The organism is Gluconobacter frateurii (assembly GCF_002723955.1).
Lineage (GTDB): Bacteria > Pseudomonadota > Alphaproteobacteria > Acetobacterales > Acetobacteraceae > Gluconobacter > Gluconobacter frateurii.
This window is the reverse complement of sequence record NZ_BEWN01000002.1, coordinates 291,613-317,355: the sequence shown is the minus strand read 5'-3', so window position 1 is coordinate 317,355 and position 25,743 is coordinate 291,613. Positions and strand designations below refer to the sequence as shown.

At 56.3% G+C, this 25,743-nt stretch carries 27 protein-coding genes and 2 tRNA genes; 11 read left to right on the top strand and 18 right to left on the bottom strand.

The genetic code is table 11. The annotated features are described in order from the left end of the window. Positions 1 to 83 precede the first annotated feature (83 nt). The 4 genes from GFR01_RS06880 (at position 84) to GFR01_RS06865 (ending at position 2,695) form a co-directional block, all read left to right on the top strand. Positions 84 to 833: an electron transfer flavoprotein subunit beta/FixA family protein gene (locus tag GFR01_RS06880; protein WP_099181833.1), complete on the top strand. Its 750-nt coding sequence runs from the start codon at positions 84 to 86 to the stop codon at positions 831 to 833. Then, positions 833 to 1,738, top strand: a complete 906-nt coding sequence (locus tag GFR01_RS06875; RefSeq protein WP_099181832.1) for an electron transfer flavoprotein subunit alpha/FixB family protein — start codon at positions 833 to 835, stop codon at positions 1,736 to 1,738. Before GFR01_RS06880 ends, GFR01_RS06875 begins: the two co-directional genes overlap by 1 nt. A gap of 118 nt (positions 1,739 to 1,856) precedes the next feature. After that, a complete protein-coding gene (gene lepB / locus GFR01_RS06870) occupies positions 1,857 to 2,558 on the top strand; it encodes a signal peptidase I (protein WP_099181831.1) in 702 nt (233 codons plus the stop codon). A gap of 60 nt (positions 2,559 to 2,618) precedes the next feature. After that, a tRNA-Pro gene (locus tag GFR01_RS06865) sits at positions 2,619 to 2,695 on the top strand. A gap of 99 nt (positions 2,696 to 2,794) precedes the next feature. Here the strand turns inward: GFR01_RS06865 and GFR01_RS06860 are convergent. The 4 genes from GFR01_RS06860 to GFR01_RS06845 form a co-directional block, all read right to left on the bottom strand. Beyond that, on the bottom strand, positions 2,795 to 3,406 hold the full coding sequence (locus GFR01_RS06860; protein WP_099181830.1) for a hypothetical protein: 612 nt from the start codon (positions 3,404 to 3,406) through the stop codon (positions 2,795 to 2,797). Further along, positions 3,403 to 4,155 (bottom strand): C1 family peptidase, encoded by a 753-nt coding sequence (locus GFR01_RS06855; RefSeq protein ID WP_099181829.1) that lies wholly within the window; start codon positions 4,153 to 4,155, stop codon positions 3,403 to 3,405. The genes GFR01_RS06860 and GFR01_RS06855 overlap by 4 nt, the downstream gene beginning before the upstream one ends. Before the next feature lie 105 nt (positions 4,156 to 4,260). Beyond that, the gene (locus GFR01_RS06850) at positions 4,261 to 5,598 is read right to left on the bottom strand and encodes a glycoside hydrolase family 68 protein (RefSeq protein ID WP_063905623.1); all 1,338 of its coding nucleotides are present in this window, start codon (positions 5,596 to 5,598) and stop codon (positions 4,261 to 4,263) included. 42 nt (positions 5,599 to 5,640) lie between these two features. Continuing rightward, positions 5,641 to 5,982 carry a hypothetical protein gene (locus GFR01_RS06845; protein ID WP_099182125.1) on the bottom strand — a complete coding sequence of 114 codons (342 nt, stop codon included), beginning with the start codon at positions 5,980 to 5,982 and terminating at the stop codon, positions 5,641 to 5,643. A gap of 247 nt (positions 5,983 to 6,229) precedes the next feature. Here GFR01_RS06845 and GFR01_RS06840 point away from each other — a divergent pair, with 247 nt between their 5' ends. Continuing rightward, the gene (locus tag GFR01_RS06840; protein WP_099181828.1) at positions 6,230 to 6,613 is read left to right on the top strand and encodes a hypothetical protein; all 384 of its coding nucleotides are present in this window, start codon (positions 6,230 to 6,232) and stop codon (positions 6,611 to 6,613) included. 60 nt (positions 6,614 to 6,673) lie between these two features. Here GFR01_RS06840 and hemH read toward each other — a convergent pair whose 3' ends face one another. Then, positions 6,674 to 7,705, bottom strand: a complete 1,032-nt coding sequence (hemH, locus tag GFR01_RS06835) for a ferrochelatase (protein WP_099181827.1) — start codon at positions 7,703 to 7,705, stop codon at positions 6,674 to 6,676. A 464-nt stretch (positions 7,706 to 8,169) separates the two neighbouring features. On the opposite strand from hemH, the gene GFR01_RS06825 reads away from it, so the two are divergent. Further along, on the top strand, positions 8,170 to 8,592 hold the full coding sequence (locus GFR01_RS06825; protein ID WP_099181826.1) for a host attachment protein: 423 nt from the start codon (positions 8,170 to 8,172) through the stop codon (positions 8,590 to 8,592). An 18-nt stretch (positions 8,593 to 8,610) separates the two neighbouring features. Here GFR01_RS06825 and GFR01_RS06820 read toward each other — a convergent pair whose 3' ends face one another. The 5 genes from GFR01_RS06820 to GFR01_RS06800 all read right to left on the bottom strand — a co-directional run bounded on the left by GFR01_RS06820 (position 8,611) and on the right by GFR01_RS06800 (position 12,790). Next, entirely contained in the window at positions 8,611 to 9,720 is a 1,110-nt protein-coding gene (locus GFR01_RS06820) for an anhydro-N-acetylmuramic acid kinase (protein WP_099181825.1), read from the bottom strand. Beyond that, a complete protein-coding gene (locus GFR01_RS06815) occupies positions 9,720 to 10,607 on the bottom strand; it encodes an N-acetylmuramic acid 6-phosphate etherase (RefSeq protein ID WP_099181824.1) in 888 nt (295 codons plus the stop codon). Before GFR01_RS06815 ends, GFR01_RS06820 begins: the two co-directional genes overlap by 1 nt. A 78-nt stretch (positions 10,608 to 10,685) precedes the next feature. Continuing rightward, the gene (locus GFR01_RS06810; protein ID WP_099181823.1) at positions 10,686 to 11,729 is read right to left on the bottom strand and encodes an aspartate-semialdehyde dehydrogenase; all 1,044 of its coding nucleotides are present in this window, start codon (positions 11,727 to 11,729) and stop codon (positions 10,686 to 10,688) included. A 24-nt stretch (positions 11,730 to 11,753) separates the two neighbouring features. Next, complete coding sequence (locus GFR01_RS06805; protein ID WP_099181822.1) at positions 11,754 to 12,392, bottom strand: 2OG-Fe(II) oxygenase family protein; 639 nt, start codon at positions 12,390 to 12,392, stop codon at positions 11,754 to 11,756. A gap of 80 nt (positions 12,393 to 12,472) precedes the next feature. Continuing rightward, positions 12,473 to 12,790 carry a hypothetical protein gene (locus GFR01_RS06800; RefSeq protein WP_099182124.1) on the bottom strand — a complete coding sequence of 106 codons (318 nt, stop codon included), beginning with the start codon at positions 12,788 to 12,790 and terminating at the stop codon, positions 12,473 to 12,475. A gap of 200 nt (positions 12,791 to 12,990) precedes the next feature. Between GFR01_RS06800 and GFR01_RS06795 the strand changes: the two genes are divergently transcribed. After that, positions 12,991 to 13,965, top strand: a complete 975-nt coding sequence (locus tag GFR01_RS06795; protein ID WP_099182123.1) for an alpha/beta hydrolase — start codon at positions 12,991 to 12,993, stop codon at positions 13,963 to 13,965. Positions 13,966 to 14,049: 84 nt separating this feature from the next. Next, positions 14,050 to 16,695 carry a 2-oxoglutarate dehydrogenase E1 component gene (locus GFR01_RS06790; RefSeq protein ID WP_099181821.1) on the top strand — a complete coding sequence of 882 codons (2,646 nt, stop codon included), beginning with the start codon at positions 14,050 to 14,052 and terminating at the stop codon, positions 16,693 to 16,695. A gap of 21 nt (positions 16,696 to 16,716) precedes the next feature. Here the strand turns inward: GFR01_RS06790 and GFR01_RS15710 are convergent, their stop codons facing one another. The 3 genes from GFR01_RS15710 to GFR01_RS06780 all read right to left on the bottom strand — a co-directional run bounded on the left by GFR01_RS15710 (position 16,717) and on the right by GFR01_RS06780 (position 18,443). Continuing rightward, entirely contained in the window at positions 16,717 to 16,875 is a 159-nt protein-coding gene (locus GFR01_RS15710; RefSeq protein ID WP_167384226.1) for a hypothetical protein, read from the bottom strand. Between the two features lie 54 nt (positions 16,876 to 16,929). Then, positions 16,930 to 18,240, bottom strand: coding sequence for an ATP-dependent DNA helicase (locus GFR01_RS06785; protein ID WP_099181820.1), 1,311 nt, complete (start codon positions 18,238 to 18,240; stop codon positions 16,930 to 16,932). A gap of 127 nt (positions 18,241 to 18,367) precedes the next feature. Then, positions 18,368 to 18,443, bottom strand: a tRNA-Lys gene (locus GFR01_RS06780). Between the two features lie 131 nt (positions 18,444 to 18,574). Between GFR01_RS06780 and GFR01_RS06775 the strand changes: the two genes are divergently transcribed. Beyond that, the gene (locus GFR01_RS06775) at positions 18,575 to 18,955 is read left to right on the top strand and encodes a DUF6525 family protein (RefSeq protein ID WP_099181819.1); all 381 of its coding nucleotides are present in this window, start codon (positions 18,575 to 18,577) and stop codon (positions 18,953 to 18,955) included. Positions 18,956 to 18,987: 32 nt separating this feature from the next. Here the strand turns inward: GFR01_RS06775 and GFR01_RS06770 are convergent, their stop codons facing one another. From GFR01_RS06770 to GFR01_RS06755, 4 genes are all read right to left on the bottom strand, one after another. Continuing rightward, entirely contained in the window at positions 18,988 to 19,473 is a 486-nt protein-coding gene (locus GFR01_RS06770) for a peptidylprolyl isomerase (RefSeq protein ID WP_007281791.1), read from the bottom strand. A gap of 31 nt (positions 19,474 to 19,504) precedes the next feature. Next, a complete protein-coding gene (gene coaD / locus GFR01_RS06765; protein ID WP_099181818.1) occupies positions 19,505 to 20,023 on the bottom strand; it encodes a pantetheine-phosphate adenylyltransferase in 519 nt (172 codons plus the stop codon). Further along, positions 20,016 to 22,790 (bottom strand): DNA gyrase subunit A, encoded by a 2,775-nt coding sequence (gene gyrA, locus GFR01_RS06760; RefSeq protein WP_373317599.1) that lies wholly within the window; start codon positions 22,788 to 22,790, stop codon positions 20,016 to 20,018. The genes coaD and gyrA overlap by 8 nt, the downstream gene beginning before the upstream one ends. A 142-nt stretch (positions 22,791 to 22,932) precedes the next feature. Next, entirely contained in the window at positions 22,933 to 23,697 is a 765-nt protein-coding gene (locus GFR01_RS06755; protein WP_244902194.1) for a class I SAM-dependent methyltransferase, read from the bottom strand. 82 nt (positions 23,698 to 23,779) lie between these two features. Between GFR01_RS06755 and GFR01_RS06750 the strand changes: the two genes are divergently transcribed. Both GFR01_RS06750 and GFR01_RS06745 read left to right on the top strand, forming a co-directional pair. Next, positions 23,780 to 24,577 carry a helix-turn-helix transcriptional regulator gene (locus tag GFR01_RS06750; RefSeq protein ID WP_099181815.1) on the top strand — a complete coding sequence of 266 codons (798 nt, stop codon included), beginning with the start codon at positions 23,780 to 23,782 and terminating at the stop codon, positions 24,575 to 24,577. Further along, the gene (locus tag GFR01_RS06745) at positions 24,574 to 25,041 is read left to right on the top strand and encodes a GNAT family N-acetyltransferase (RefSeq protein WP_099181814.1); all 468 of its coding nucleotides are present in this window, start codon (positions 24,574 to 24,576) and stop codon (positions 25,039 to 25,041) included. The genes GFR01_RS06750 and GFR01_RS06745 overlap by 4 nt, the downstream gene beginning before the upstream one ends. Before the next feature lie 63 nt (positions 25,042 to 25,104). Here the strand turns inward: GFR01_RS06745 and ssb are convergent, their stop codons facing one another. Then, positions 25,105 to 25,674, bottom strand: coding sequence for a single-stranded DNA-binding protein (gene ssb / locus GFR01_RS06740; protein WP_099181813.1), 570 nt, complete (start codon positions 25,672 to 25,674; stop codon positions 25,105 to 25,107). Between the last annotated feature and the right edge of the window lie 69 nt (positions 25,675 to 25,743).

Genomic DNA, 25,743 nt, shown 5'->3' with positions numbered 1-25,743 from the left:
TTCTGACCGGAATGTGACTTCCTGATCCATTTCCGGTACGGTGGCGCCCGTTTTTCCAGCGGCGTCAGCAGCGAAAGATCACGATGAAAATTCTGGTCCCAGTCAAAAGGGTGGTCGATTACAACGTCAAGGTGCGTGTAGCGGCCGATGGTAGTGGTGTCGAAACGCAGGGCCTGAAAATGTCCCTGAATCCGTTCGATGAAATTGCGGTGGAAGAAGCCATCCGCCTGCGCGAAAAAGGCGTGGCAACCGAAGTGGTCGTAGTGACCATTGGCGTTCAGGCGGCGCAGGATATCCTGCGTACCTCGATGGCGATGGGCGCAGACCGGGCCATTCTGGTCAAAACAGATGATACGCTTGAGCCGCGTGCCGTCGCCAATGCCCTGAAAGCCATTGTCGAACGCGAACAGCCAGGTCTTGTCTGCATGGGCAAACAGGCCATCGATGATGATATGAACGCAACCGGCCAGATCCTGGCAGCCAAGCTCGGCTGGCCACAGGGCACGTTCGCTAGTGCAGTCAGTGTGGCGGACGGTCGCATTGAAGTTTCTCGCGAAATCGACGGTGGTACGGAAGTTGTCTCCCTGGCTCTTCCCGCCGTGGTGACAGCCGATCTGCGCCTCAATGAGCCCCGCTATGCGTCTCTCCCAAACATCATGAAGGCACGCAAAAAGCCTCTCGAAACGCTTGAGGCTGCCGATCTCGGCGTTGATCTTGCCTCCCGCCTGACTGTCGTTTCTGTCGCAGAGCCGGCAGAACGCAAGGAAGGTATCAAGCTGGGCAGTGCGGCCGAACTGGTCGAAAAGCTCAAGACAGAAGCGAAGGTGATCTGATGACCGCTCTTGTTCTGCTCGAAGTCGAGAATGGTGAAGTCCGTCAGGCATCACGTTCAGCCCTGACAGCCGCCACACGCTTTGGCGATGTAGACGCCATCGTTTTTGGGGAAGGCGCCAGTGCCGCCGCAGCCCTTCCGGGCATCAAGCGGGTTCTGTCCGTGCCCGGTCTAGCCACGGATCTGGCCGAACCTGCCGCCGATCTGCTGGCGTCCATCGCAAAGGACTACAGCCACATCGTGGCGTCTGCCTCTGCCAGTGGAAAGAACATTCTGCCGCGTCTGGCAGGCCTGCTTGACGTTCAACCCATCCCGGATGTGGTCGAAATCAAGGATGCCGAAACGTTCGTTCGTCCGATCTACGCAGGCAATGCACTGGCAACCGTCCGGTCTTCAGACGCCATCAAGATTCTGACGGTTCGGGGTTCCAGCTTTGATCCCGCTCCGAAAGACGGCGGCTCCGCTCCGGTTGAGACACTGGACGCACCAGTCAGCGAAAAGTCCGTTTTCGTGAAGGTGGAACTCTCTGCCTCCGATCGCCCGGAACTTGAGGCAGCCCGTGTGGTCATCTCGGGCGGCAAGGGCATGAAGGACGCAGCCAACTTCAAGCTGCTCGAACCCATTGCCGACAAGCTGAACGCCGCCATTGGTGCATCCCGTTCTGCTGTGGACTCCGGCTTTGCACCGAACGAAATGCAGGTCGGCCAGACCGGCAAGATCGTGGCTCCGGAACTCTACATCGCTGTTGGCCTGTCTGGCGCAATCCAGCACCTGGCCGGCATGAAAGACAGCCGCGTGATCGTGGCCATCAACACGGACCCAGAAGCCCCGATCTTCCGTGTCGCCGATTACGGTATCGTGGGCGACCTTTTCGAGGTTCTGCCCGCACTCGAAAAGGCCCTCTGAACCTTTTCAGCAGGCGATCCATGACGGATCGCCTGCTTTTTGCATGACGTGAACTGTCCAGAACTTAAGTTGCAGACCGACCTCCGTGTGACATCCTATTGCACGACGGAGACACCCAATGACCCTGCGACGTACCTTCCAAAAAATTCTTCCTGCGTTTCCCCCGCTGCTCGGCGCATTCTTCATTCACAGCGCATTGGGCGCCGCCTATGTCGTGCCTTCGGCCTCAATGAAGCCAACACTCGAAATCGGGGATGAGGTCGTCGCTATCATACCGCCTTACGGATGGGGAACAGCCAGTCTTCCTTTTGCAACGCGGATTCCTGTTCTTCCGCATCTCCGCATTTTCACCCGCCTGCCGCACCGGGGAGATGTGGTCGTTTTCCGAGCGCCTGCCAATCTGAATGAAACCTGGGTTAAACGTGTCATCGGCCTGCCGGGAGACAGAATTGCCCTGTCCAACGGACATGTCTTTTTAAATGGAAAAGCCCTTCCCTGGCACGAAAAAAGCCCCTATCAGGCCGAACTCACCCCAGGAAGGTTCGTACCTGCCAGACGGTATGAGGAAACACTCCCCGACGGTACGCACCATGACATCCTCAAACTGACAACAGCAGGAACGCTCGACACCGTTCCCGCCTTTACGGTGCCCGCAGGCGAGCTCTTCGTCATGGGCGATAACCGCGATGACTCTGCAGACTCACGTGTGTCTGTCAAAGACGGCGGCGTCGGCCTCCTGCCCGTCTGGAACGTTCAGGGAAAAGCCGTCACGGTGCTGTTCTCATGGCACCACCTCAAAAGATTGCTGCTCTCCGTCTGATTTTCCGGCGCGCCCTCTTGCGCGTTTTGTAAATCCCCGGTAGGAGAAGCGCCGTCGGCACGGAGTGTAGCTCAGCCTGGTAGAGCACTGTGTTCGGGACGCAGGGGCCGGAGGTTCGAATCCTCTCACTCCGACCAGCCGATAAACGGATAATCAGAAAATCTGATCAGAGCAAAACAGACAATGCTCTTCCGTGCACATTTCAAATACAGCTCTGACTTCACTTATTCTGATGCTCAACGCTCTTTTATGCCCACAAAGGGATGAACCGGCTGATCGGCTTTGCACAGCTTCAAAGCATCCGGCTTTTGAAGATCCAGAATACGCACAGCCAACGTCTGCCGAGATATCAGAATTTTCTCCCCTTCCTTGTCGCGAATAGCGTCAGACTGGCCAAGCAAAGCGCCAGCATATTCAACCTCACGCTGCATTTCTGCATCCGGCAACGCCGACAAAGGCACAAACTGCACAGGCAAACTGAGCTGCTGTGTTGTTGAACGGCTGGCATCCGCTGTAATTCCCAAAACGGGAACACTTGTCAGGGCTGAAACAGAGAAAGAACCGGACTGGGTCAGACTGCCATTCAACTGTATCGCCACAGGTCCGGAAACAAGCGCAACAACAGGGTCTACATTCCGCTGCGCACATTGCAGCGCACGAATATTGGTATCAAAGCGGTTTGCCTGCTCTTCAGACCAGTCCTGCACATCTGAAGCACTCACAATGCCAGCTCTCGTCAGATCTTTCTGAACCCCACCCAACGCTGCATCGATTGAAGTTTGCGCACCACCGGTAAAAACACAGCCCGACAGCAAAAGCCATATGGGCAAAACATAGAACGGCCTCATGCCGCACTCATTTCCGCAACGAGTGCATGAATAGCTTCCGCCTTGGGGGACACACCGTTTACCGTCAGCCAATTCTGCCGACTCACCAGCCCATAGGCCTCATCACAGATCCGCAGCAATGTATCCCAAGGCATGAATGTCCGACTGCCCCATGTATTGAAAAATACACCCTCAGTCGTGTAACCCGTCAGTGCAATCGCATGGCCGCCCACATAGGCATGATCCTGAACGGCATTCCAGTCCCAGCTCGCACCCAATGGAAGATCAAGAAACCCACGAGGCACCTGCACCCCCGCCAGAACGCCCCCAAGATAAGAAATGCCCCGCTTGATCCCATTGACGGAATGGGCATCAATAACCCCGTAGGCCGTCAGATAATCCTTGGTCTGACCAGGCCGAACAAAGCCGTTTCTTTTCCAGTATCCCAACTGTTCAAGCAGAATAGTGCCATTATCGTTCTGACCCGTTAACGGATCAAATCCCGTAACTGCGCCATAATTCTGCAGAACCTGCTCGCTGGACAGAAGAACCAGCCCCTGAGCCGCCTTCGTCCAGGTGGCCGTGAGAGCTGCATGCGCAGCAAACGCGCAACAACCAAACCGGTCATTGCCCCACATCTGATAAGGCACCCCTGCAGACCAATCCTGACTTTCCGGAACCTCTGGAACATGCGCCGCCAGAACAGGCGAAAACCGATAGGTCCGCGCATCATAACGAGGTGGCAGCTTGCCGAGCCTGCGTTCCGTCATCAATCAACGCTCCAGAAAAATGAAAAGCCACCCCCATGCAGGGGATGGCTTTCGTAATGTCTCACTCCCGACTTTCAGGCAGAACGGATCCTGCCTTTATAAAAATCAGGCGCGAACGTCATAGGCCAGAGAGGCCGGCCAGGCAGCCTGCGCAAAAACCTGCGCATAATCATGAACTTCCGTCAGGAACGTCCGATCACCATCCAGAACCAGCCGTACCGTCGGAGCAAGCGTGCCGCCAATACGATAGGTATCAGGGCTTTCAGCGTTCTGACCGGCCGCCGGAATCGTATCGATAAACGACTGAACATAGCCCTGCGCATCTACGAAATGCGAGTACGTCGAATATGGCTGCGAAGACGGGTTACCAAGTACCAGACCCGAGCTGTTCAGAGGCTTGTAGGGACCAAAAATCCCCTTCTCGGAGACGAAACCATACACACCATCAGGGCCCGTGCTTTTGCCCGTATAGGTGGAATGATGGCTGATGGTGAATAGATAGGTCAGACCATCCTTGAAGACGAAATGCGGACGCTCCGTCTGATCATTCACGCCCAGAGCCGTCACCAGGGCAGGCATCAGCTCCCAACGGGAATAATCGCCCTTGCGCCAGTTGGACACACAGCGGGACAGACCGATTGCGGCAGCACCATACTGCGCACCCGCATCCACCGCATAACCCGGCGGAACATGGCCCATCTCATCAGAACCGACGACAAACTGCCCCCGCATCCCGGGAACATTGCCTTCAAACAGCGTGTAAAGCTCGCCGTCGCCCGGATTGATGAACGGCTGCGGATCGCGGAAATCGAAATACGCGTCTTCAGAGGCATTGGCGTAATGAACGCCGTCAGCCTTGAACATTTCCGTACTGGCCGAGAAGCCCTCAAACCAGACACCCTTGTCATCAGCATGAATGGTGCCCGAACAGACAGCCGGAACAGAATTGCCGTCCGGTGCGCCAACGGACGTATAGAACATGTCCACCTTGTTCTCGGTGCCCTCACGCATCACCAGAGAACCAGACCACTCCCACGGACGCAGATCAGCAGACGTCTGAAACAGGCGACCACCCCACGTCCACTCAACACCATCGGCGCTGTACCAGTAGCCGATATAGGCACGATCATTGCGGGAGTGCCATTCGTCATAAATCTTGGCATTGGTCTTGTCGATCTTGTCCACAGCCAGGGACCAGAGAACAAACCAGCCCTTATACGTAACAGTGCGCATATGCATGTCACGAAGGGCACCACTGTCCCAGATCATCACATCGTTGGACATGACCGGGAAATTGTAGTCGATTACCGGCATTGTCGTCGTCGGATCGTCTGTACGAACCTTCAGCGCATCGGCAATCGTCCACCGGGACGAGCGATAGTTCGGAAGCACGCGACGAACAGCCGTGTGCTGATCCAGAATTCGGCTGGAAATAGCATTCATATTTTCATGATCCGTATGAATAGTGTTTGAAAAATAACCCTGTCAGGCGCCTTGTTGCGGAGCCTTGCCAGGAGAAGGGCCCGTTGCTTCCGAAGCAGCGTCTGTTTTCACGCCCTCTCCGTCCTTCGAAACAACGACCTTCTTGCTGACCTGCCGTTCCAGACGGTTGGCAGCCCAGCCAATGTTCAGCCCCAGAAGGGCCACCAGACGGTAAATTCCGTTCAATCGTGATGTATTCTGTGGGGGAGGCAAAAAGACCGTAACCAGTTTGCATCCAATAATCAGCAAAGCCACCCAAAGCTCATATCGGGCCGGGATGTCAGCTAGCAGACCAGAAAGGTCCAAACCGGGAATATCCACACTCTGAAATCCTGCTTGGCGCATAAAAAAAGAGGCTGCATCCATCAGGATGAGCCTCTCGTAAAATCTTATTCTCAATATGAATTATCGAACCATCAGCTGAGTGAATTATGGCTCAATGCCATAGTTATATGAAAAACCCGGATGCAGTTCAAGCTTAAAATGTCAGACATAGAGGAGAAGAGTTGAAACCTTCCCTGCACGGACCTAATTTCGACACTTAGAAAGTCTCTTTTCCCTAGAGAGACACTTACGAGAGACCAAACCCACCATGACGATCCGCTTAACGCGATCCGCACTGGCTCTTGCAGCCCTTCTGACCGCCGCTCCTGCCGCCCTTGCCGAACCTGGCGGCTGCATCAAATACGGCGCCGCCGGAGCTGTCGGCGGCCATATCGCCAATCATCACGCCGTCGTCGGTGCTATGGGTGGTTGTGCCGCTGGCATGTATCGCCGTCATCTCTATCGCAAGGATCTCCGCGAAAAGGCAGCCCTTTGGGACAAGGAACACCCTGCAGATCCAAATGCCAGCTGGTGGCAGCGCCATCATGATGCCGCGTCCACCAAGCAGAAAGCAGAATGGTACGACGCCGAACATCCTGAGCCGGGTCCAAACACACCGGCGCCAGCTCCCCAGCCCAACCAACACTTCTGAAAACAGAAACGCCCGGCCTGAAGCCGGGCGTTTTCTTTTCCGAATGCTCTCAACAGCCTCTCAGGAAAACTGGAAACCCTTGAGCGCAGAACGGGATAGACCTTCCAGAAGGTCAATAGCTTCATCCGTATCGTTTAAACAGGGAATCGGGGCGAAATCTTCACCGCCGGCATGAATAAATTCCTCACGAAGCTCATTACCAATTTCGTCGAGTGTCTCAATGCAATCCGACATAAAGCCAGGCATAATTACTGCAATCTTGGTGATCCCCTGCTTGGGCAGCGCGGTAACATAAGGTGCCGTATAAGGCTGGATCCATTCCAGCGGCCCAAAGCGAGACTGGAATGTGAGCGGCATCTGCTCATCGCTGAATCCCAATGCTTTCCGCAAGGCCACAATCGTGCGCTGACACTCTTCCTGATAGGAATCGCCTTTTTCAACGCAGGTTTTCGGCAATCCATGAAAGGACGCAACAACAGCTTGAGGCTTGAAAGACAAACCTTCCAAAGTCTTACGAACAGACTGTTCCAACGCCCGGACAAACAGTGGGTGATCCGGAAAAGACGGCATCGTCAGCACAGCGGGCTGACGGCGTAATTTCATGAGTGCGCGGAAAAGATGATCGTTCGCTGTCGCAGTCGTCGTCGCGGAATACTGCGGATAAAGCGGAATGCTGATGATCCGGTCACACCCCTGATCCATCAGGCTTTCAAGGCCCTGTGCAACAGATGGCTGCCCGTAACGCATTCCCCATTCAACTGGCACGCCGTCACCCTTGAGACGCAAAGCCAGCTTCTCAGCCTGTCGCTGGGTATAAACCCGCAACGGCGAAGCATTCTCTTCGCGATCCCAGATGCGTGCATAATTCGCACCACTGGCGAATGGACGTTTTGTAAGAATGATGCCCTGCAAAATGGGCTGCCAGATCAACGGCGGACTTTCTATCACGCGCCGATCAGAAAGAAACTCACTCAGGTAACGACGTACGGCAAAGTAGCCAGTATCGTCAGGTGTCCCGAGATTAAGGAGAAGAACGCCAGTCCGCCCATGAGGAGGAGAAGCATTGCGTGGTTTTTTAAAGAAAAAGGCCATAGTGCCCTTCAGTGTGAAACAGGGCTAACAACGGCGAAAGAGGAAAAACGTATCGAGTATCGGGATACGCGTCCCTTTCGGGACGCTATCGTCGGCGCTTTACACGCGCATAGGAGAAGCTTGGTCGTTCAGCCCTTAGGGATGCGTTATAGACAATAACCGCCATGACAGCGCCGATTGATCCGATATACGGCATGAAAGTATTCATCAGAGCCATATTCGCCTCCTTGAACCCTCTGGGAAAGTTTTCCGTGGGCTCAATATTGAGAGTGGTCATATCGCCGCCGGGTTTCAAGAAAAAAATTCATATGCCCCGCAAAAACTTTACTACCACGCGCAATAATCTTTGTTTTTCATGAATTTAGCGTCTCAGGAATCGGCCAGAATCCCCTTGCGTACGCAACTTCCCGAACCTCTACTCGTTAAAACAGGGACACATTTGATTGTTCGAAAGGACCAAGACAATGGCGACTCAAGATCCAGTCATTTACGTCATCGCTGACGGCGAAAAAGGCCGCTTTCTTCGTTTGGAAGGAAGCCAGCTTCGCACCATAGAGAGTTTTGACCTGCATAAAGGCTCCGATGCAGCCAAAGACGTAGGGTCCATCAAAGCAGCTCACACAAATCCAAAAGAGCAGCTCAAAACCCATTTCACGAAAGATCTGGCGACGCATATCAATAAAGCCGCACAGGATTCCAATATCGAGGGCATTTTCCTCGTTGCTCCGGCACAGGCACTGCACGACATCCGTGAGCATCTCGACAAGCCAACAACCAAAAAGCTGTTCAAGACCCTGACAAAGGATCTGACAAACACCAGCGATCATGACCTGCTCACGCATCTTGACCGCCCGGAAACCGGCTGGCCTGAACTCGCCCCGGTCTAAGTCAAAAAGCAGACCACGTCATGCTACGGCGCGGCCTGCCACGCAGGCCTGACGTGTTCCCGTGGTCTGAGGCCACGAGGAAGGCAACTGTCGAAGATAACGAACAGCCAGAAGCGCAAAACACTGCGCCTCCAACGCATCTCCATCCCATCCCAGAACGTCAACAGACGATACGTCTCCTAGGCGCGACCGCAATCGATCCATCAGTACCGGATTGTGTCGTCCTCCGCCCGCAACAAACCACTTGTCCGGCGTAAACTCCATCGGCGTCCGAGCAATCGCCTCCACCGTAAATTCTAGCAGCGTGGCCGCTCCGTCTTCAGCGGAAAGCCCCCGCACAGCTTCCATAGCTGGCCCATGAAAGCTCAACCGGTCCAGGGATTTCGGCATGGGACGACTGAAATAAGAGCCATTCAGCAAACGCTCCAACACGTCCTGCTTCACTACCCCACGGCTAGCCAGCGCGCCATTCGTATCGCAAGCCGTTCCCGTATGACGCTCCGCCCAGTCATCCAGCAGAGCATTGCCTGGCCCCGTATCGCAGGCCCAGACCTGACGATTACCGTCCTTCACGGGCCCCAGCAGCGTGACGTTCGCCACCCCCCCGATATTCAACACAGCCACAGACTTCTCTTCTCGGTCCAGAAGAGCGGCATGAAGGACGGGAACAAGCGGCGCTCCTTCTCCCCCATAGTCCAGATCCCTCGCCCGGAAATCATAGATAACGGGAATGCCACATTGCTCCTGCAACAAAGCACCATCGCCAATCTGCCAGCTTCGTCCCATGCCCGGCTGATGCAGAATAGTTTGCCCGTGGAAGCCAACGACGTCCGGTACAATCGTCGGCATCATCTGCCGAAGAGCGCTGACAGCCTCAACATGCCTGAGCGTTACTTCTCGTTCGACATCCTTCAGGTCAGCCTCACTTCCAGAAAGTTCGACGGCATGATCCAGAAGCAATCGCATCCGATCCCGTAACATCTGATCATACGGAAGCGTCAACGCTGGCCCATATTCTGCAATGCGTTCCCCATCCGTCAGAACAAGAGCCGCATCCACGCCATCGAGCGACGTCCCACTCATCAATCCAATGGCCCAGCGCAGATCGCCCGATCCCGTTTCAGGCATTACAGAGCAGCCAATGCGGCATGCAGGTCACCCTTATAGCGCTGAAGAAGCGCTTCAACCTGCTCGGCCTCCACCCCATGCCGGATCAGAACAGCCCGTTTCACATTCCCACCAACCAAGGCAAGCGCTTCCCGTACCTCTTCGTAAGTCCCGCCGGAAAGTTCAGACACCATGCGCTCGGCACGCTTCTGCAGCTTGTCATTGCTGATCCGCATATCCACCATACGGCCGCGATACACATGCCCAAGCCGCGTCATCAGGGCTGTAGAGAACAGGTTCAGCACAACCTTCTGCGCCGTCCCTGCGGCCATCCGAGTCGATCCAGCCAGAACCTCCGCTCCTGTCGGAATAGAAATCCCGATTTCAGCGTCTCGAAGCAGACGCCCATCCGCATTGCCACTAACCCCGATCGTCAGCGCCCCTGCATCACGGCCTGCACGCACCATCGCGCAGGTGTAAGGCGTATTCCCGCTAGCAGCGACCCCAATCACCACATCATTCGCAGTAGGAACATGCTCGCTCAGGTCAAGACGTGCCTGATCCTCCCGATCCTCCGCCCCTTCAACGGCCTGCGTCCCGGCCCCCGCTCCACCCGCGAGCAACAAAACCAGACGCTCCGGCGCAAGCCCGAAAGTCGGCGTCAGTTCAACCCCGTCCTGAACCCCAATCCGACCGGACGTCCCTGCTCCCGCATAAATCAGACGACCACCCCGTTGAAGACGTGGCACAGCAGCTTCAACAGCCCGTTCAATCGATGGTAGCGCCTCCCCAACCCGATCCAACGCAGCCTTCTGTGATTCCAGAAGACGACCCAACAGAGCATCAAGGGGGAGAAGCTCAATCGTCTGGTTAACGTCCAGAACTGTTTCGGTACGTGGAACCGTCACAAATAACCCTCTTCATCGCGACATAAAAAATGCGCCAGAAGGTCTCCCCTCAGACGCATTCAACTTTAAAGAAGAAGCTTATTCCTTCACGGGAAGGAGCGCCCCATCCTTGAGAAGACCCTGCTCAACCAGGCTCTCCGCAATCTGCACCGCATTCAGTGCAGCACCCTTACGAAGATTGTCGGACACACACCAAAGGGCCAGACCATTCTCCACGGTCGGATCAATCCGCAGGCGCGACACATACGTCGCATCTTCCCCAACACACTCAATCGGCGTCACATAGCCACCATCCTCGCGTTCATCACGCAGGATCACGCCTGGAGCCTTGCGAAGCGCCTCACGGGCCTTCTTCAGATCGATAGGCTTCTCACACTCAATGCTGATCGCCTCGGAATGACCAATGAAGACGGGTACCCGCACGCAAGTCGCCAGAACCTGAATATCCGGATCGAGAATCTTGCGGGTCTCAACCGCCATCTTCCACTCTTCCTTGGTCGCACCATCGTCCATGAAGCGATCAATATGTGGAATGACGTTGAAGGCGATCTGCTTGGTAAACTGCGCAACCGTCGGCGGATCGTTCACGAACGTGCCCTTGGTCTGACCAAACAGTTCGTCCATGCCATCTTTGCCTGCACCAGACACCGCCTGATACGTCGAAACCACAATACGCTTGATCTTGAACAGATCATGTAGCGGCTTCAGCGCCACCACCATCTGCGCAGTGGAGCAGTTCGGGTTCGCTATGATGCCACGACGCGCCTTCTTCAGCGCTTTAGCATTCACTTCTGGCACAACCAACGGAATGCCCGGCTCCATACGGAAATGGGATGTATTGTCGATCACAACACAGCCCGCAGCCGCAGCCTTCGGCGCATACACCGCCGAAACCTCACCGCCCGGCGAGAAGAGCGCAATATCCCAGCCCTTGAAGTCAAACGTCTCAAGGTTCTGAACCTTGAGAACCTTCTTGTCCCCAAAGGAAATTTCTTTTCCGACTGAGCGTGGCGACGCTAGCGCCACAACCTCGTCCACAGGGAAATTCCGTTCCGCCAGAATGCGTAGCAGTTCGCGCCCCACCGCTCCCGTGGCGCCCGCAACCGCAACCCGATAACCCATGATCTTTTCCCGTTCCCTTTAAAATCAGCCTACGAAAGGCAGACGCTTGACCAGCGCCGAAAGACGATGTCGCCGCAGTTCGTACTGGGCCTTCTGACCCGTCGCCATATAATTGAGCTGGATGGCATACCGCGTCCCAACAAACTGCCGATGCCCATGCCAGGTCGTCGGCCCGTTCGGGAACACCAGAAGCGTCCCCTCCGCCGGCGTCACCTCAACATCATAGTCCTCAACATCGTCCGGACCATTCAGCAGGCGCAGACAGCCATCCCGTGACGCCCAATCCTCTCCCCGCGGATTCAGATACAGCAGGATCGTCACCAGCTTGGCATCAGAGTCCCGATGAATGCGACCGTCTTTTTCACGCGTCCGCCCACGCACCGTCAGCATCGTCGGCGCATCTGCCAGATCCAGACCAAATTTTTCCGCAATCAAGGCCTTGAGCCGAGGCCCTTGCAATTCCTCAATCATGCCCGCCACACGCGGCGTGAGCTTTAAAGCCTCGGGCGGAAAAGACCCACCGGATTTCATTTCCGGCAAATCAGCCACAACAGCCTTGAGATCATCATTGCTAATGAAATGCGGCACCACGACATGCGGGAAAGGCTTCTCCGCAACCGGTGTCTGCGTCAGGGCATCATAATCGAGAGAAATGTTGGACATAGCGCCTGAGGCTAGCCCCGCCCTACAAACCCGGCAAGGCCTATTCCACACATGCCAGCCTTCTGTCGGACGAAAGAAACTTACCCTCTGAGCGGCTTGTATGCCTTGGAAACCCTGCTTGTCGCCAGATATCGGACATATCCTGCCCCCAGCCGGTTTGCCCCTCCGGTACAGACCTGCGGATGCGGAACGTCCTTCACCTCTCCAACCCAGGCCGTATGCAACAGCTTGGGATTGATCCGGCAGACAATCAGCCGCCGATCCACACCCGACATTCCCGCATCTTCAACAAGGCGGTTCTGCGGGCTCCCTGTGTCAGGCGACGCCGACTGAGCCTGCGCAGCCGGCACGCCGATCCCGAGAACGATCAAAGCATAAAAGACAGATAGAGCACGCATGAGCAGAACTCCCCACACGCCCACGGCGATTTTTGGAAACGGCCAGTAGGCACTGCTCCTATGACGACTCTCGCACTAAAAAAGTTGCGGCATTTTTGTGGCAAACTTTACCTATCGTTGAATCCTGCCTTTCAAACCGCTGTTATCAACAGACGTTCAGAAAATGCCCCATTGTCTTCATGCCGCCCGAAGGAACCTCGATGAACACTCTGCCCCTCGTCCTTCCTGAACTTCGTCCAGCCCTCGACACTTTCCCCTCTGTCGATCTCAGCTCGGAAACCCTTCCCGCACTGAGGAACGCACTGGAAGACAGGGCAGCACAAGCTTTCCAGACTGCCGAAGACTTTCGTGTGACGGTCGAACAACGCCACATTACAGCAGGTGTCGATAACGAGAGAACGCTTCGCCTTCTCACGATCCGCCCCATGCAAACCGCTTCATCTCCAGGGCCGGTCCTGCTTCACTTTCATGGTGGCGGACACTGCGCCGGCCGTCCCGAGCAGAATACCGGTGACCTCTGCCGTTTCGCACAGGAGTTAAACTGTCTGGTCATTTCCCCGGACTATCGCCTGACACCCGAGACCCCATTTCCCGGCGGCATCGAGGATGCTTACACCACCCTCTGCTGGATCCATGACAATGCCGAGACTCTCAACATCCGCCGTGACCAAATCGGCGTCACCGGCGAAAGCGCAGGCGGAAATCTTGCCGCCGCGCTCTGCCTACTCGCGAGAGACCGACACGGCCCAGCCATCCTGTTCCAGAACCTGATCTACCCCATGCTGGATGACCATACCGTCAACGACGCCCCCAATCCGTCACCTACCGCCGGAGAATTTGTCTGGACGCGCGCAAGCAATACCTACGCATGGAACATTCTTCTGACCCCTTCACACCCGGGTGATGAAGATATTTCCCCTTATGCCGCCCCAGCCCGCGCCACGAATCTGTCCGGACTGCCGCCAACCATCATGACCGTTGGCGCTCTCGACCTTTTTCTTGAAGAAGACCTGCTCTATGCCCAGCGCCTCATCAGAAGCGGTGTCTCTGTAGAGCTGGATGTCGTTCCCGGCGCCTATCACGCCTTTGACGTCACCGGTGCCCCCATCGCAAAACAGACGCTTGAACGACGCATCACTTCCATGAAGCGCTTCCTCTCCCCATCTGACGATTGACACGGAATGCTTTATCCAAATGCGTTCCCCACTTTCCCGTGATGGGCTAGAGTTCGCGCCCCCTGGGACTGGAGACCGATTTTCATGGGCGATCACCGCGACGACCGCGATGCCATCAACGGCGCCAACACCGTCTATCTGGCCGAGCTTCACGCTCGCTGGCAGAACGATCCTACATCCGTTGATCCAGCTTTCGCCGCTCTTTTCGACACACTCGGCGCAGATCGCCCCTCGACGGAAACAACCAGTGGTAGCGCCGAGACCCTAAAAAACGCCTACCGTTTGCGCGGCCACTCACTAGCCAAACTCGATCCACTGGGACTGGCTGCCACACCCACACTTCCAGAACTCAGCCCCCCAGACGCTGACCGCGACCTCTTGGCCCGTCTGCGCCGCGCCTATTGCGGCACCCTGACAGCAGAATTCATGCACATTCAGGATCCCACCCAGCGTCAGTGGTGGATTGATCGCCTCGAGAACACCGTGCCTGTCGTCGCCATGGAACCAGAACGCATTCTGCTCGCCCTGACACGCGCCGAAGGATTCGAAGGCTTTTGCCAGAAGCGCTTCATGGGAATGCGCCGCTTCGGTCTGGAAGGCGGAGAAAGCGTTATCGTCGCCCTCCGCACCCTGATCGACGCCGCCGCCCGGGACGGCGCAAAGTCCGTCTCGCTCGGCATGCCACATCGTGGCCGCCTGAACGTCATGGCCAACATCCTGCGCAAACCCTTTGCGGCCATTTTCAGCGAATTTGCAGGCGCCTCGTTCAAGCCGGACGACATCCAGGGCTCCGGAGACGTCAAATACCATCTTGGTACTTCCACCACGATGGAACACGCAGGCCATACCCTGCGCATTTCCTTGCTACCAAACCCATCCCATCTGGAGGCAGTCGACCCCGTCGTCCTCGGACGCGTCCGTGCTGATCAGGACCGCGAGAAAGACAAAGACCGCGATCGCCATCTAGGTATCCTCGTTCACGGTGACGCCGCCTTCGCTGGGCAAGGCGTCGTGTATGAAACCCTCGCACTCTCCAAGCTCGAAGGTTACCGCACTGGCGGCACGGTTCACGTCATCATCAACAACCAGATTGGCTTCACTACAGTCCAGTCAGACGCCCATTCTGGTATCCACAACACGGACATCGCCAAATCCATTCAGGCCCCCATCCTGCATGTGAATGGTGACGATCCTGATGCTGTCGCCCGGGCTGCCCTTCTGGCTCATGAGTGGCGCCGTGATTTCCACTCGGATGTCGTTCTCGATGTCGTCTGCTATCGCCGCCATGGACACAATGAAACCGATGAGCCGGCCTTCACTCAACCAGCCATGGTTCACGCCATCCAGTCCCGTCTTACAACGCGCCGTCTCTACGCTGACCATCTGATCCGCGAAGGTCTCCTGACAGCCGAGCAGGTCGAAGACATGTGGCAACACTTCCAGCGCAGACTGGAAGAGCAGTACGCCGCCGCAGAACACTACCGCCCGAACGCAACAGACTGGCTGGACGGCCCGCAGGACTCTACGCGCCTTCAGGATGAGCCAGAACGCATCCAGCCCATGACCGGCGTTCCGCTCGATCGTCTTCGGATGGTTGGTGAAGCCATCGGCACCATCCCGCAGGGCCTGAACGTACACCCGCGCCTCGCGCGCCAGATCATTGCCCGCGGCAAAGCCGTAGCAGATGGCGGACCGTTAGACTGGGCCACAGCCGAAGCCCTCGCGTTCGGAACTTTGTCCATGGACGGGCATCCCGTCCGCCTGTCAGGCCAGGACAGTCGCCGCGGCACATTCAGCCAGCGTCACGCCGTCCTGTTCGATCAGGACACCGGCCGGGAAGAAACCCTTCTGGCCCATATCGCCCCCCATCAGGCCCCTCTGCATCTCTGGAACTCTCCGCTCTCTGAATTTGCCGTCCTCGGCTTCGAATACGGCTATTCACTCGGTGATCCGGATGCGCTGGTTCTGTGGGAGGCTCAATTTGGGGACTTCGCAAACGGTGCACAGGTCATTCTTGACCAGTTCATCGCTTCCGGCGAAACGAAATGGCTCCGAACATCCGGCCTGACGCTCCTGCTGCCACACGGCTACGAAGGCGGTGGCCCTGAGCACTCGTCAGCCAGACCAGAGCGTATTCTCCAGCTCTGCGCGGAAAACAATTTGCGCGTCTGCAACATCACCAGCCCGGCAAACTATTTCCATGCCTTGCGCCGCCAGATTGCAAGGCGCTGCCGCAAGCCACTGGTCATCTTCACACCCAAGTCTCTCCTGAGACATAAGGAAGCAACCTCTCCACTTGTAGAAATGGGTCCACACACACGCTTCCAGCCCGTTCTGGCAGATCCACAGCAGATTACAGACGCCAGAAAGATCATCCTGTGCTCAGGAAAGGTTTTCTACGACCTCACTGCCGAACGCGCCCGACAGAACCGCACGGACGTCGCCATCATCCGCCTGGAACAGCTTTATCCTTTCCCCCATCACGCCCTGATCCAGCAGCTGGAATTATACCCGAACGCTGAACAGATCATCTGGTGTCAGGAAGAACCGCAGAACAACGGTGCATGGATTTTCGTAGACCGGCGCATTGAACGCGCTCTACAGGAATGTGGGCACAAAGTTCAGCGCCCACAATATATTGGCCGTGAGAGTGCCGCTTCACCAGCTACAGGCCTACCGGGTGCTCACGCCGCCCAGCAGGAAAAACTGGTTCAAGACGCCTTGGCCTGACTACAAGCCAGAGCCTTATCTTCAGGTTGGGCCGCCCTGATACCCGAAACTGCTACGACCCGATCCGGTATTTCCATACCCATCACCCCGGAACTGCCGTGAGCCCTGGCCACCATAATCAGGGCCACACGCAGCAAGTGCCAGCAGAGCCGCAAGCGCCAGACTTACTTTTAATCGCATCGTTTCATTCCTCTTTCCCAAATGACCATCCAGAAACGTGTCCGTTTGTATGCCTCAAGACATCCCGACATTGACCAGAAAAACCATATCCGTCGCCCGCGTCAGCGCCACATAGCAGAGCTGCTGCGTTTCAAGAGGGTTTCCTCCTGACCGGCGTCGAATATCACCCAGATCAACAAAAACATTCCTGAATGTACTGCCCTGAGACGTATGCACGGTCATGGCATAAATAGCCTGAAGGTTCAGCAGCGCACTCTGGAACGCAAACCGGTGCTGCCACCGCTTGCGTTCCTGCCTGGCTTCCTGAACAAGCCGGCGCTCTACAGCCTGAAGTTGCCGCTCATCTTGAACCAGATGAGCCGTAATTTCTTCTCCAGCCATCGTCAGCACAGTCAGCTCCCAGGATGGAATATCCGTAGACCAGGCCGCCACAGAGCCGCAGGCTTCAAACCGGTACGACAGGCGAGACGCCTGAATATCCACCACCAGCACTTCTTCATTCGTCGCAATCTGCTGACGATTTTTATCTTCATTCTGCCGACTGAACGGTGCCCGCGCGACGGCACGCTCCCCTGGCATGAACGGCATTTCGATATGCTCTCCATATCGCCACCGCCGAACCATCTGATTAACCTGATGCACCCGATGATTCGTCCAGCAAAGATAACGGAAACTATCGTTATCTGCATCAAAGGCATCGGACGTAAACGCTTTGCGAACCCAGCTTTCCACGTCCTTCGGAATAAACAACCCGGATGAATCCTGACGGGCGTCCTGTACCCAACTCCAGTCCACAGAGCCACCTTGGCTCTGGCGAATGACAGTCGCTGCCTCAAGAATAGGATTGCCCGCTGCCTGTCGGACAACCGTTTCAAGATGCGATCTGGACGGAACAGAGAAGGAGGGAGACGCCTCTTCCCCCACCGGCGGAAGCTGCGCCGGATCGCCTACAAATAGGACAAAACAGTATTTCAGAAGATCGCGGATCCATCCCATGAGCTCTCGTGAAATCATGGAACATTCATCCACAATCACCACACCATCAGGAATAGTCTGGGGCCGCTTGGCCCTCACAAGCGTGGTCTGCCCGCCCTGTGTGGAAGGTTGCAGCCCCAAATGACTCTGGATAGTCCGGCACTCAACATCCTTGTCCACCTTAGCTCGCAAAACAGCCGTAGCCTTGTGGGTCGGGGCCGTGATGACCGTCACAATCTTCAGTCGCAGAAAATGCCGTGCCACTTCCTGCATCAGCGTTGTTTTTCCGCTACCCGCATAGCCGGTCAGCAAATGCGTCGGGCGCCCCTCAGCGTGCGCCTTGATAATTTCGTCGAGTGCAGTTTTCTGGGAAAGGGTCAGCGTCACCATACCTCACTCCTTCCCACACTCTCAGCAGGTTCACCACCTGGACAATCGCCAAGACAGGCAGAAATATTGCCCGAACCTGTGGCCCGGCATAAGCAGCCAACGAAGATATTTCAGTATTTGGGAGAGTTGGTGAACCGGCTGGGACTCGAACCCAGGACCATTCGATTAAAAGTCGAATGCTCTACCAACTGAGCTACCGGTTCATCCGAGCGGATGGCTACCCCACAACCACCATGGAGGTCAACCTCCAGAAACAGGAAAACAACACTGCTGGATTTTATAGTTATGTTATAACATATATAAATTCTGTCGTTTCAAAGCCTGAAAACAACATATGCCTGCAGAAACCCCACTCCGCACCAACCAACAGCCATTTAACGACCGCACCGTCCGAAACGAAATCTGGAAGCGTTTTGAAGGAAACGAATGGGAAGCTTTCGATCAGCTTCCACCCTCAATTCGCAAACGCCTGAACGAACACGTCTACGACGCCTGGTCCGTCAACGCCTTGATGCTCTGGAAGCACTACAAGCGCATCTACGGACGGACGCCCCGCGCTGAACGCGCACTGATCAAATATCTGGATTATTGCGAGCGCCTTGAACGTCAGGCTTTCTCTGAGCGCTATGCCGCCCAGTGTGGGACGCCTTATCCACACGATGCCGCCAAAGCGACTGTCCTCCGGACGCCGGAAGACAGGTCCCAGCCTGCCTGAGCGTCAGGAACGCACAGACAGGCTAGTCAACCTCAGGCCTCGACGTAGGCCTTAACAATGGTGTCCGGGTCCTTGACCATGCCCGACGAACCAGCGCCACGCTTGATCTGATCCACGTATTCCATGCCCTCAATAACCTTGCCAGCAATCGTGTACTGACCGTTCAGGGACGGAACATCCTGGAACATGATGAAGAACTGGCTATTGGCAGAGTGCGGCGCCATTGTGCGAGCCATACCCAGCGTGCCACGCTCAAACTTCGCCTTATCCGTGAACTCAGCCTTCAGGTCCGGATAGTTGCTGCCGCTCGTGCCAGTGCCGGTCGGATCGCCACCCTGTGCCATGAAGCCTTCGATCACACGATGGAACTTCACACCATCATAAAAGCCTTCGCTTGCCAGAAGCTTCAGACGCTCCACAGCCAGCGGCGCCAGATCAGGGCGCAGCTCAATGACGACCTTGCCGTTCTTGAGTTCGAAAACCAGCTTGTTGCCGTCGGGTACTGCGGTCTCAGACATCTTGGAACCTTCCAGAAATCAATGAAGGTTCCTATGTCGCCCTTCGACCCAGTTTCGACAAGACGAGACTTGCAACATCTTCACTGACAAAGGAGGAAATATCGCCATTAAGCCGGGCAATTTCTTTCACGATCCGGCTGGCCGTCGTACGATGCCCTTCAGAAGACAGCAGAAAAACCGTTTCAATTTCAGGGGCTAGACGACGCAACGCACCAGAAAGCTGACTCTCAAAGTCGAAATCGCCTCCAGAGCGAAGACCACGCACAACCGTTCCTGCGCCAGCCTTGCGCACTGCATCAACCAGCAGAGTATCAAACCCCAGAACTTCAATCCGGTTAGCATGAGGCAGTTTGGAGACCTCCTGCCGCATCATCTCCAGACGCTCTTCAAGCGTCAGAAGCGGATGCTTGCCCTCATTGACCGCCACACCAACCAGCAGGCGATCAAAAAGAGCAGACGCACGATCAATAATATCCAGATGACCAAACGTCACCGGATCAAACGTGCCGGGATAAAACCCGACACGCGGATCAGTCTGCCCCTCAGGCATCAGGGGTTGTGTCACCCGCTGAAGCTTCACCGTTCGGCGACGCACCATCAACTGGCACTGCGGCACCTTCCGGCGTAGCGACGACATCCCCTTCGATCAGATCGCCCTCTTCCCCGTCATCTTCCACAACCGGGAAGACGCAGATGACAGTTTCACTGTCGTTCAGACGGAAGAGCGTCACGCCACTGGCCTGACGCGCCATGACACGCACCTGAGACACCGGCAGACGGATCAGACGGCCCGTATCCGTCACGAGCATGACATCCGTGCCCTCAAGCGTCGGAAGTGTCCCAACCACTTCCTTGCCACGACGATTAGCCGAGAAGGTCATGTTCGTGATGCCCTGACCGCCACGGCCCGACACACGATAATCATAGGCAGAAGAACGACGGCCAAACCCGCCATCCGTCACGGTTAGAAGAATTTCTTCCTGCTGCTCCAGCTCCTCGAAACGCTCCTGTGTCAGATCACCAACGATCTCTACAGTTTCTTCGTCACCGGACAGCACGTCTTCTTCGGTACCCTCGGCCAGCGCTGCATTCTCGGCACGACGCTTCGCATTGGCCATCCGCAGATACGCAGCACGCTCTTCAACGCTGGCATCCACATGGTTGAGGATACACAGTGAGATCACTGCATCCCCGTCCCCCAGACGAATACCTCGCACACCCGAACTGCCACGGCCGGCAAACACACGCAGCGTATCATCCGTGATCTGGAAGCGGATGCAGCGGGCGTTCTTCGTAGCCAGGAACACGTCCTGACCTTCACGACACGTCGCCACCCCGATCAGGGAATCGCCCTCATCCAGCTTCATCGCAATCAGACCAGACGCCCGGATATTCCGGAAATCGTTCAGACGGTTACGACGAACATTGCCGCTGGCCGTCGCAAAGGTGAGGTGCAGATCTTCCCACAGCTCCTCATCCTGCGGCAGCGGCAGAACTGCCGTAATGGCGTCCGAACCCAGTTCCGGCAACAGGTTGACCAGTGCGCGGCCCTTGGAGGTCGGAGACGCTTCCGGCAGATGCCAGACCTTGGTGCGATAAGCCTTGCCGCCCGAAGAGAAGAACAGCACCCACTGATGAGTATGGGCATTAAAGCTGCGGATAATAACGTCATCACCACGACGGCCAGACGCCGTACGACCACGACCACCGCGATTCTGTGAGCGGAACATCTCAAGCGGCGTGCGCTTGATGAAGCCATCACGCGTGATGGTCACAACCATCTGACCCGGCTCAATCAGGCTTTCGTCGGACTGATCGCCCAGAGCATCGGAAATTTCCGACATGCGTGGGGTGGCAATTTCTGCACGGGCCGCCAGCAATTCATTGCGCATGACATCCATGCGACGACTGTGACTGCCAATGATGTCGAGCAAGTCGGCAATTTTGGCCGCAACTTCGCTCAACTCACCTTGGATCTTCTCACGTTCCAGACCGGTTAGACGCTGCAAACGCAGTTCGAGAATACCGCGAGCCTGCGCTTCTGTGAGGCGAACCTTGCCATCATAGATGACATTGCCTTCGTCCTGGATCAGCTCCAGCAACGGCACAACTTCGCTCGCATCCCACTCGCGCGCCATAAGCAGCTCACGCGCTGTCGAGGCATCAGGGGCCGAACGGATCAGCGCGATCACTTCGTCGATATTGGCAACGGCCAACACAAGGCCAACCAGCAGATGCCCACGATCCCGAACCTTGTTCAGATCGAAGCGAGCACGACGCAGAATGACGTCTTCACGGAAGCGGATAAACGCTTCCAGAACGTCCTTCAGGCCCATCGTGCGCGGCTTGCCTTCGTCCAGCGCCAGCATATTGACGCTGAAAGACGTCTGTAGCTGCGTGAAACGATAGAGCTGGTTCAGCACGACCTCCGGTGTCGCATCGCGCTTCAGCTCGATGACAACGCGCATTCCCGAACGGTCACTCTCATCGCGGATATCGGAAATACCTTCGATTTCCTTGGCGCGGACGAGATCGGCAATCTTCTCCTGAAGCGTTGCCTTGTTCACCTGATACGGGATTTCCGTGATGATGATCGCCTGACGATCCTTCCGGATCTCCTCGATCTCCGCACGGGCACGAACCGGTACCGATCCACGACCCGTCTCGAATGCCTTGCGGATACCACTCCGGCCCATAATGATGCCGCCGGTCGGGAAATCCGGACCGGGGATAATCTGCATCAGCTCATCCAGCTCAATCGCCGGATTGGCAATCATCGCCAGCGTGGCATCAATAACTTCGCCGGGGTTATGCGTCGGGATATTCGTGGCCATACCGACCGCGATACCCGAAGCGCCATTCACCAGAAGATTCGGGAACGTCGCCGGCAGAACCTTCGGCTCGTGTTCGCTTTCGTCGTAGTTCGGCTGGAAATCGACCGTATCCCGCTCGATATCATCCAGCAGGAACGATGCAGACTTGGCCAGACGGGCTTCGGTGTAACGCATGGCGGCCGGACTATCGCCATCGACCGAACCAAAGTTACCCTGCCCATCAATCAGCTTGACGCGCATCGACCAATGCTGCGCCATACGGACCATGGCATCGTAAATCGAGCTGTCACCGTGCGGATGGTATTTACCCATCACATCACCGACCGCACGAGCAGACTTGCGGTATGGCTTGTCAGACGTAAAGCCACTCTCGCGCATCGCATACAGGATGCGGCGATGGACAGGTTTCAGGCCATCACGCACATCCGGGAGGGCGCGCGAGACGATCACCGACATCGCATAGGCCAGATAGGAGGAGCGCATCTCCTCCTCAATCGTCACCGGAAGACGATCGGAAGGTACAATATCAGTCGGCTCGTTCAGCTCGGTCAAGACAGGTCCACCACGCTAAAATACAGTCCGCACAGCATAGCCCATGCGCGGCCCACATGCCACACCTACCCCATTACGGCCTGCTTGCCGTGAAAACGGTCACATCCAGCAGGAAACTGCCGTCTTCTTCCAGCCCCAGCCTTTCCTTGACCACGGCCGGTGCCCCACGCTGAAGCGAACGGATCCCTTCCACACGTTCTACCGGCGTCTGCGTTCGCGCCACCCAGCTTTCAAAATCCATCCTCAGACGACTGCGCGTCAGGCCCTCCATCGAAAATCCGGACCGCCCCAGCGCGCTCACCCACTCCCCACTGGAATAATCCCGCACATGCGAAATATCCCGCATGAGTTCCAGCGCCTGAAGCCAGCTATCAGCGAGAGCGTTTTCGGGTGCCGTCACATCAACAAATACAGCCAGCCCACCAGGCTCCAGAACCCGTCGGGCCTCACGCAGGCCTGCTTCGAAGTCATCCCAGTGATGAGCCGTAAAACGACAGAGCACCGCATCAAAGGCAGCGTCTTCAAACGGCAGGTTTTCCGCCGGAGCCTGCCGAACCTCAATATTAATCAGCCCACGCCTGGATGCCTCATCCTGAACAGCCGTCAACATGCCCGACGTAATGTCGCAGGCGACAACCTGCCCGGTATGAGGCGCCACAGCATAGCTTACGTGACCACCCCCGCACCCAAGATCCAGAACACGCTCAAAATGTCGCTCCTGTACCGCCTGAACAATGGCTTCCAGATCAGCACCCTGACTATGAACCACACTTTCCACATACGCCGAAGCCCGCGCTTCGTAGTGCCCTGCAGCAAATTGCCCAGCCTGTTTCGTCATTGAATGCTCTCCTTCTGAAGCCAGCATTCCAACATCTTAAACTTGGTATAAGGACCTAATTTATCATGGTATAAATTGTACTATGCCATCAGAACGCCGCCAGACTCTGGGTCAGTTTCTTCGCACACAACGGGAAAAGCTTTCGCCATCACAAGCGGGACTTCTCGTTCTTCCTCACCGCAGACGAACACCCGGCCTACGACGTGAAGAAGCCGCCCAACTCTGCGGCATCAGCACAACCTGGTACACTTGGCTGGAACAGGGTCGCGAGGTCACATGCTCTCCGGCTACCCTGTCGCGCATCGCCACAGCTCTGAAAATGTCCGTCACAGAAAGGCGCTATCTTTTCACGCTGGCTGAACTCCGCGACCCGCAGCAGATCGCTTCTTCATCTGCAACACCAGACGCATTGCTGAGTCTGCCGCGACAAATCAAAAGCCCCGCTTATCTGCTTGACCCGCTATGGAATGTTCTGAGTGCCAACGATCCTGCCCAAGCACTGTTCACAGGATGGATGCACAGCCCAGAGCCCAACCAGCTCCGATACGTTTTCATGAACCCTGAAGCCAGAACCTTTCTGACGGACTGGCCCGACCGCTCAAGACGCCTGCTCGCAGAATTCCGCGCCGACACAGCCCACCTTGCCAGAACCACAGCGTTTCAGGCCCTGACCTCTGCTCTTCAAACTGAAAGCCAAGAGTTTCTCCATTTCTGGCAGGACCAGCGTGTTCTGCCCAGAGAAGGCGGCCAACGCAGCTTCCAGCATCCAGTTCTTGGGCTGTTGAAATACGAACAGATAACCCTCACCCCCGCAGAGCACGCAGGGTATAAACTTGTTATCCTGACGCCGAACGCAATTGAGCAGAACAGCGCATCATGAGCCCGACATTCACCATCCACCCCGCCGATTTTTCTAACCCGCAAACGCGTGACCTTCTGGCCCTTCATCTTGCCGGGATGCATGACAACACCCCAGCCGGACATGTCTTCGCTCTCGATCTGTCAGGCCTCATGGCACCTGAAATCGAAGTCTGGACCGTCCACCACCTGGATCACGTGGCCGGAATCGGCGCACTCAAACGCCTGAATGATCAGACAGGGGAGCTCAAATCCATGCGCACGCATCCTGACTTTCTGAGGCAGGGCGTAGCCCGCACTCTTCTGGATCACCTTATTCACAGAGCACGTTCTGAGGGGATGAAAACACTCAGCCTTGAGACTGGACGCGGACCTTCCTTTGAACTGGCTCTAACTTTGTACCAAACCCGAGGTTTTCAACCGGGCAAAGCCTTCGGTGACTATCAGGCTTCGGAATTCAACCAGTTCTTCCATCTGACCCTCTGAACGCCCGCGATGGACATAAAAAAACCGGACTGACATTGCCAGCCCGGTTCCACACGCATCCCCTCAGAACGGGATTTCGTCATCCAGATCGTTATCCGGCGGCGCATCCCAGCCACCACCACGGTTGCCACCACCAGACGACCCGCCTGAACGGCCGCCATCATTACCGCCGCCGAAGCCACCGCCCCGGTTGCCGCCACCAAAGCCGCCACTGTTACTGTTTCCACCGCCATAAGACGAGCCGCCTCCGTCGAAGCCACCCTCATCGCCGCCGCCACTACGGTTGCTATCCAGCAACACCAGCTCACCGCGGAAACGATCAATCGTCACTTCTGTCGTGTAGCGCTCCTGCCCGGACTGGTCGGTCCATTTGCGGGTCCGCAATTCGCCTTCCAGATAGACTTTACGGCCCTTACGCAGGAACCGTTCTGCCACATCGCCCAGACGGTCATTGAAGATCACGACACGATGCCATTCGGTGCGCTCCTTGCGCTCCCCGCTCTGACGATCGTTCCATGTTTCGGACGTCGCAACCGTCAGATTGACGATTTTCGAGCCTGATTGCGTATTCCGGACTTCCGGGTCTTTGCCCAGATTCCCGACCAGAATCACCTTGTTGACGCTACCTGCCATTCCATACCAACCAATTTTCTTGAATTGTTCTTTTCATATAGGGCGTGAAAACCCATCTATAAAGTGATC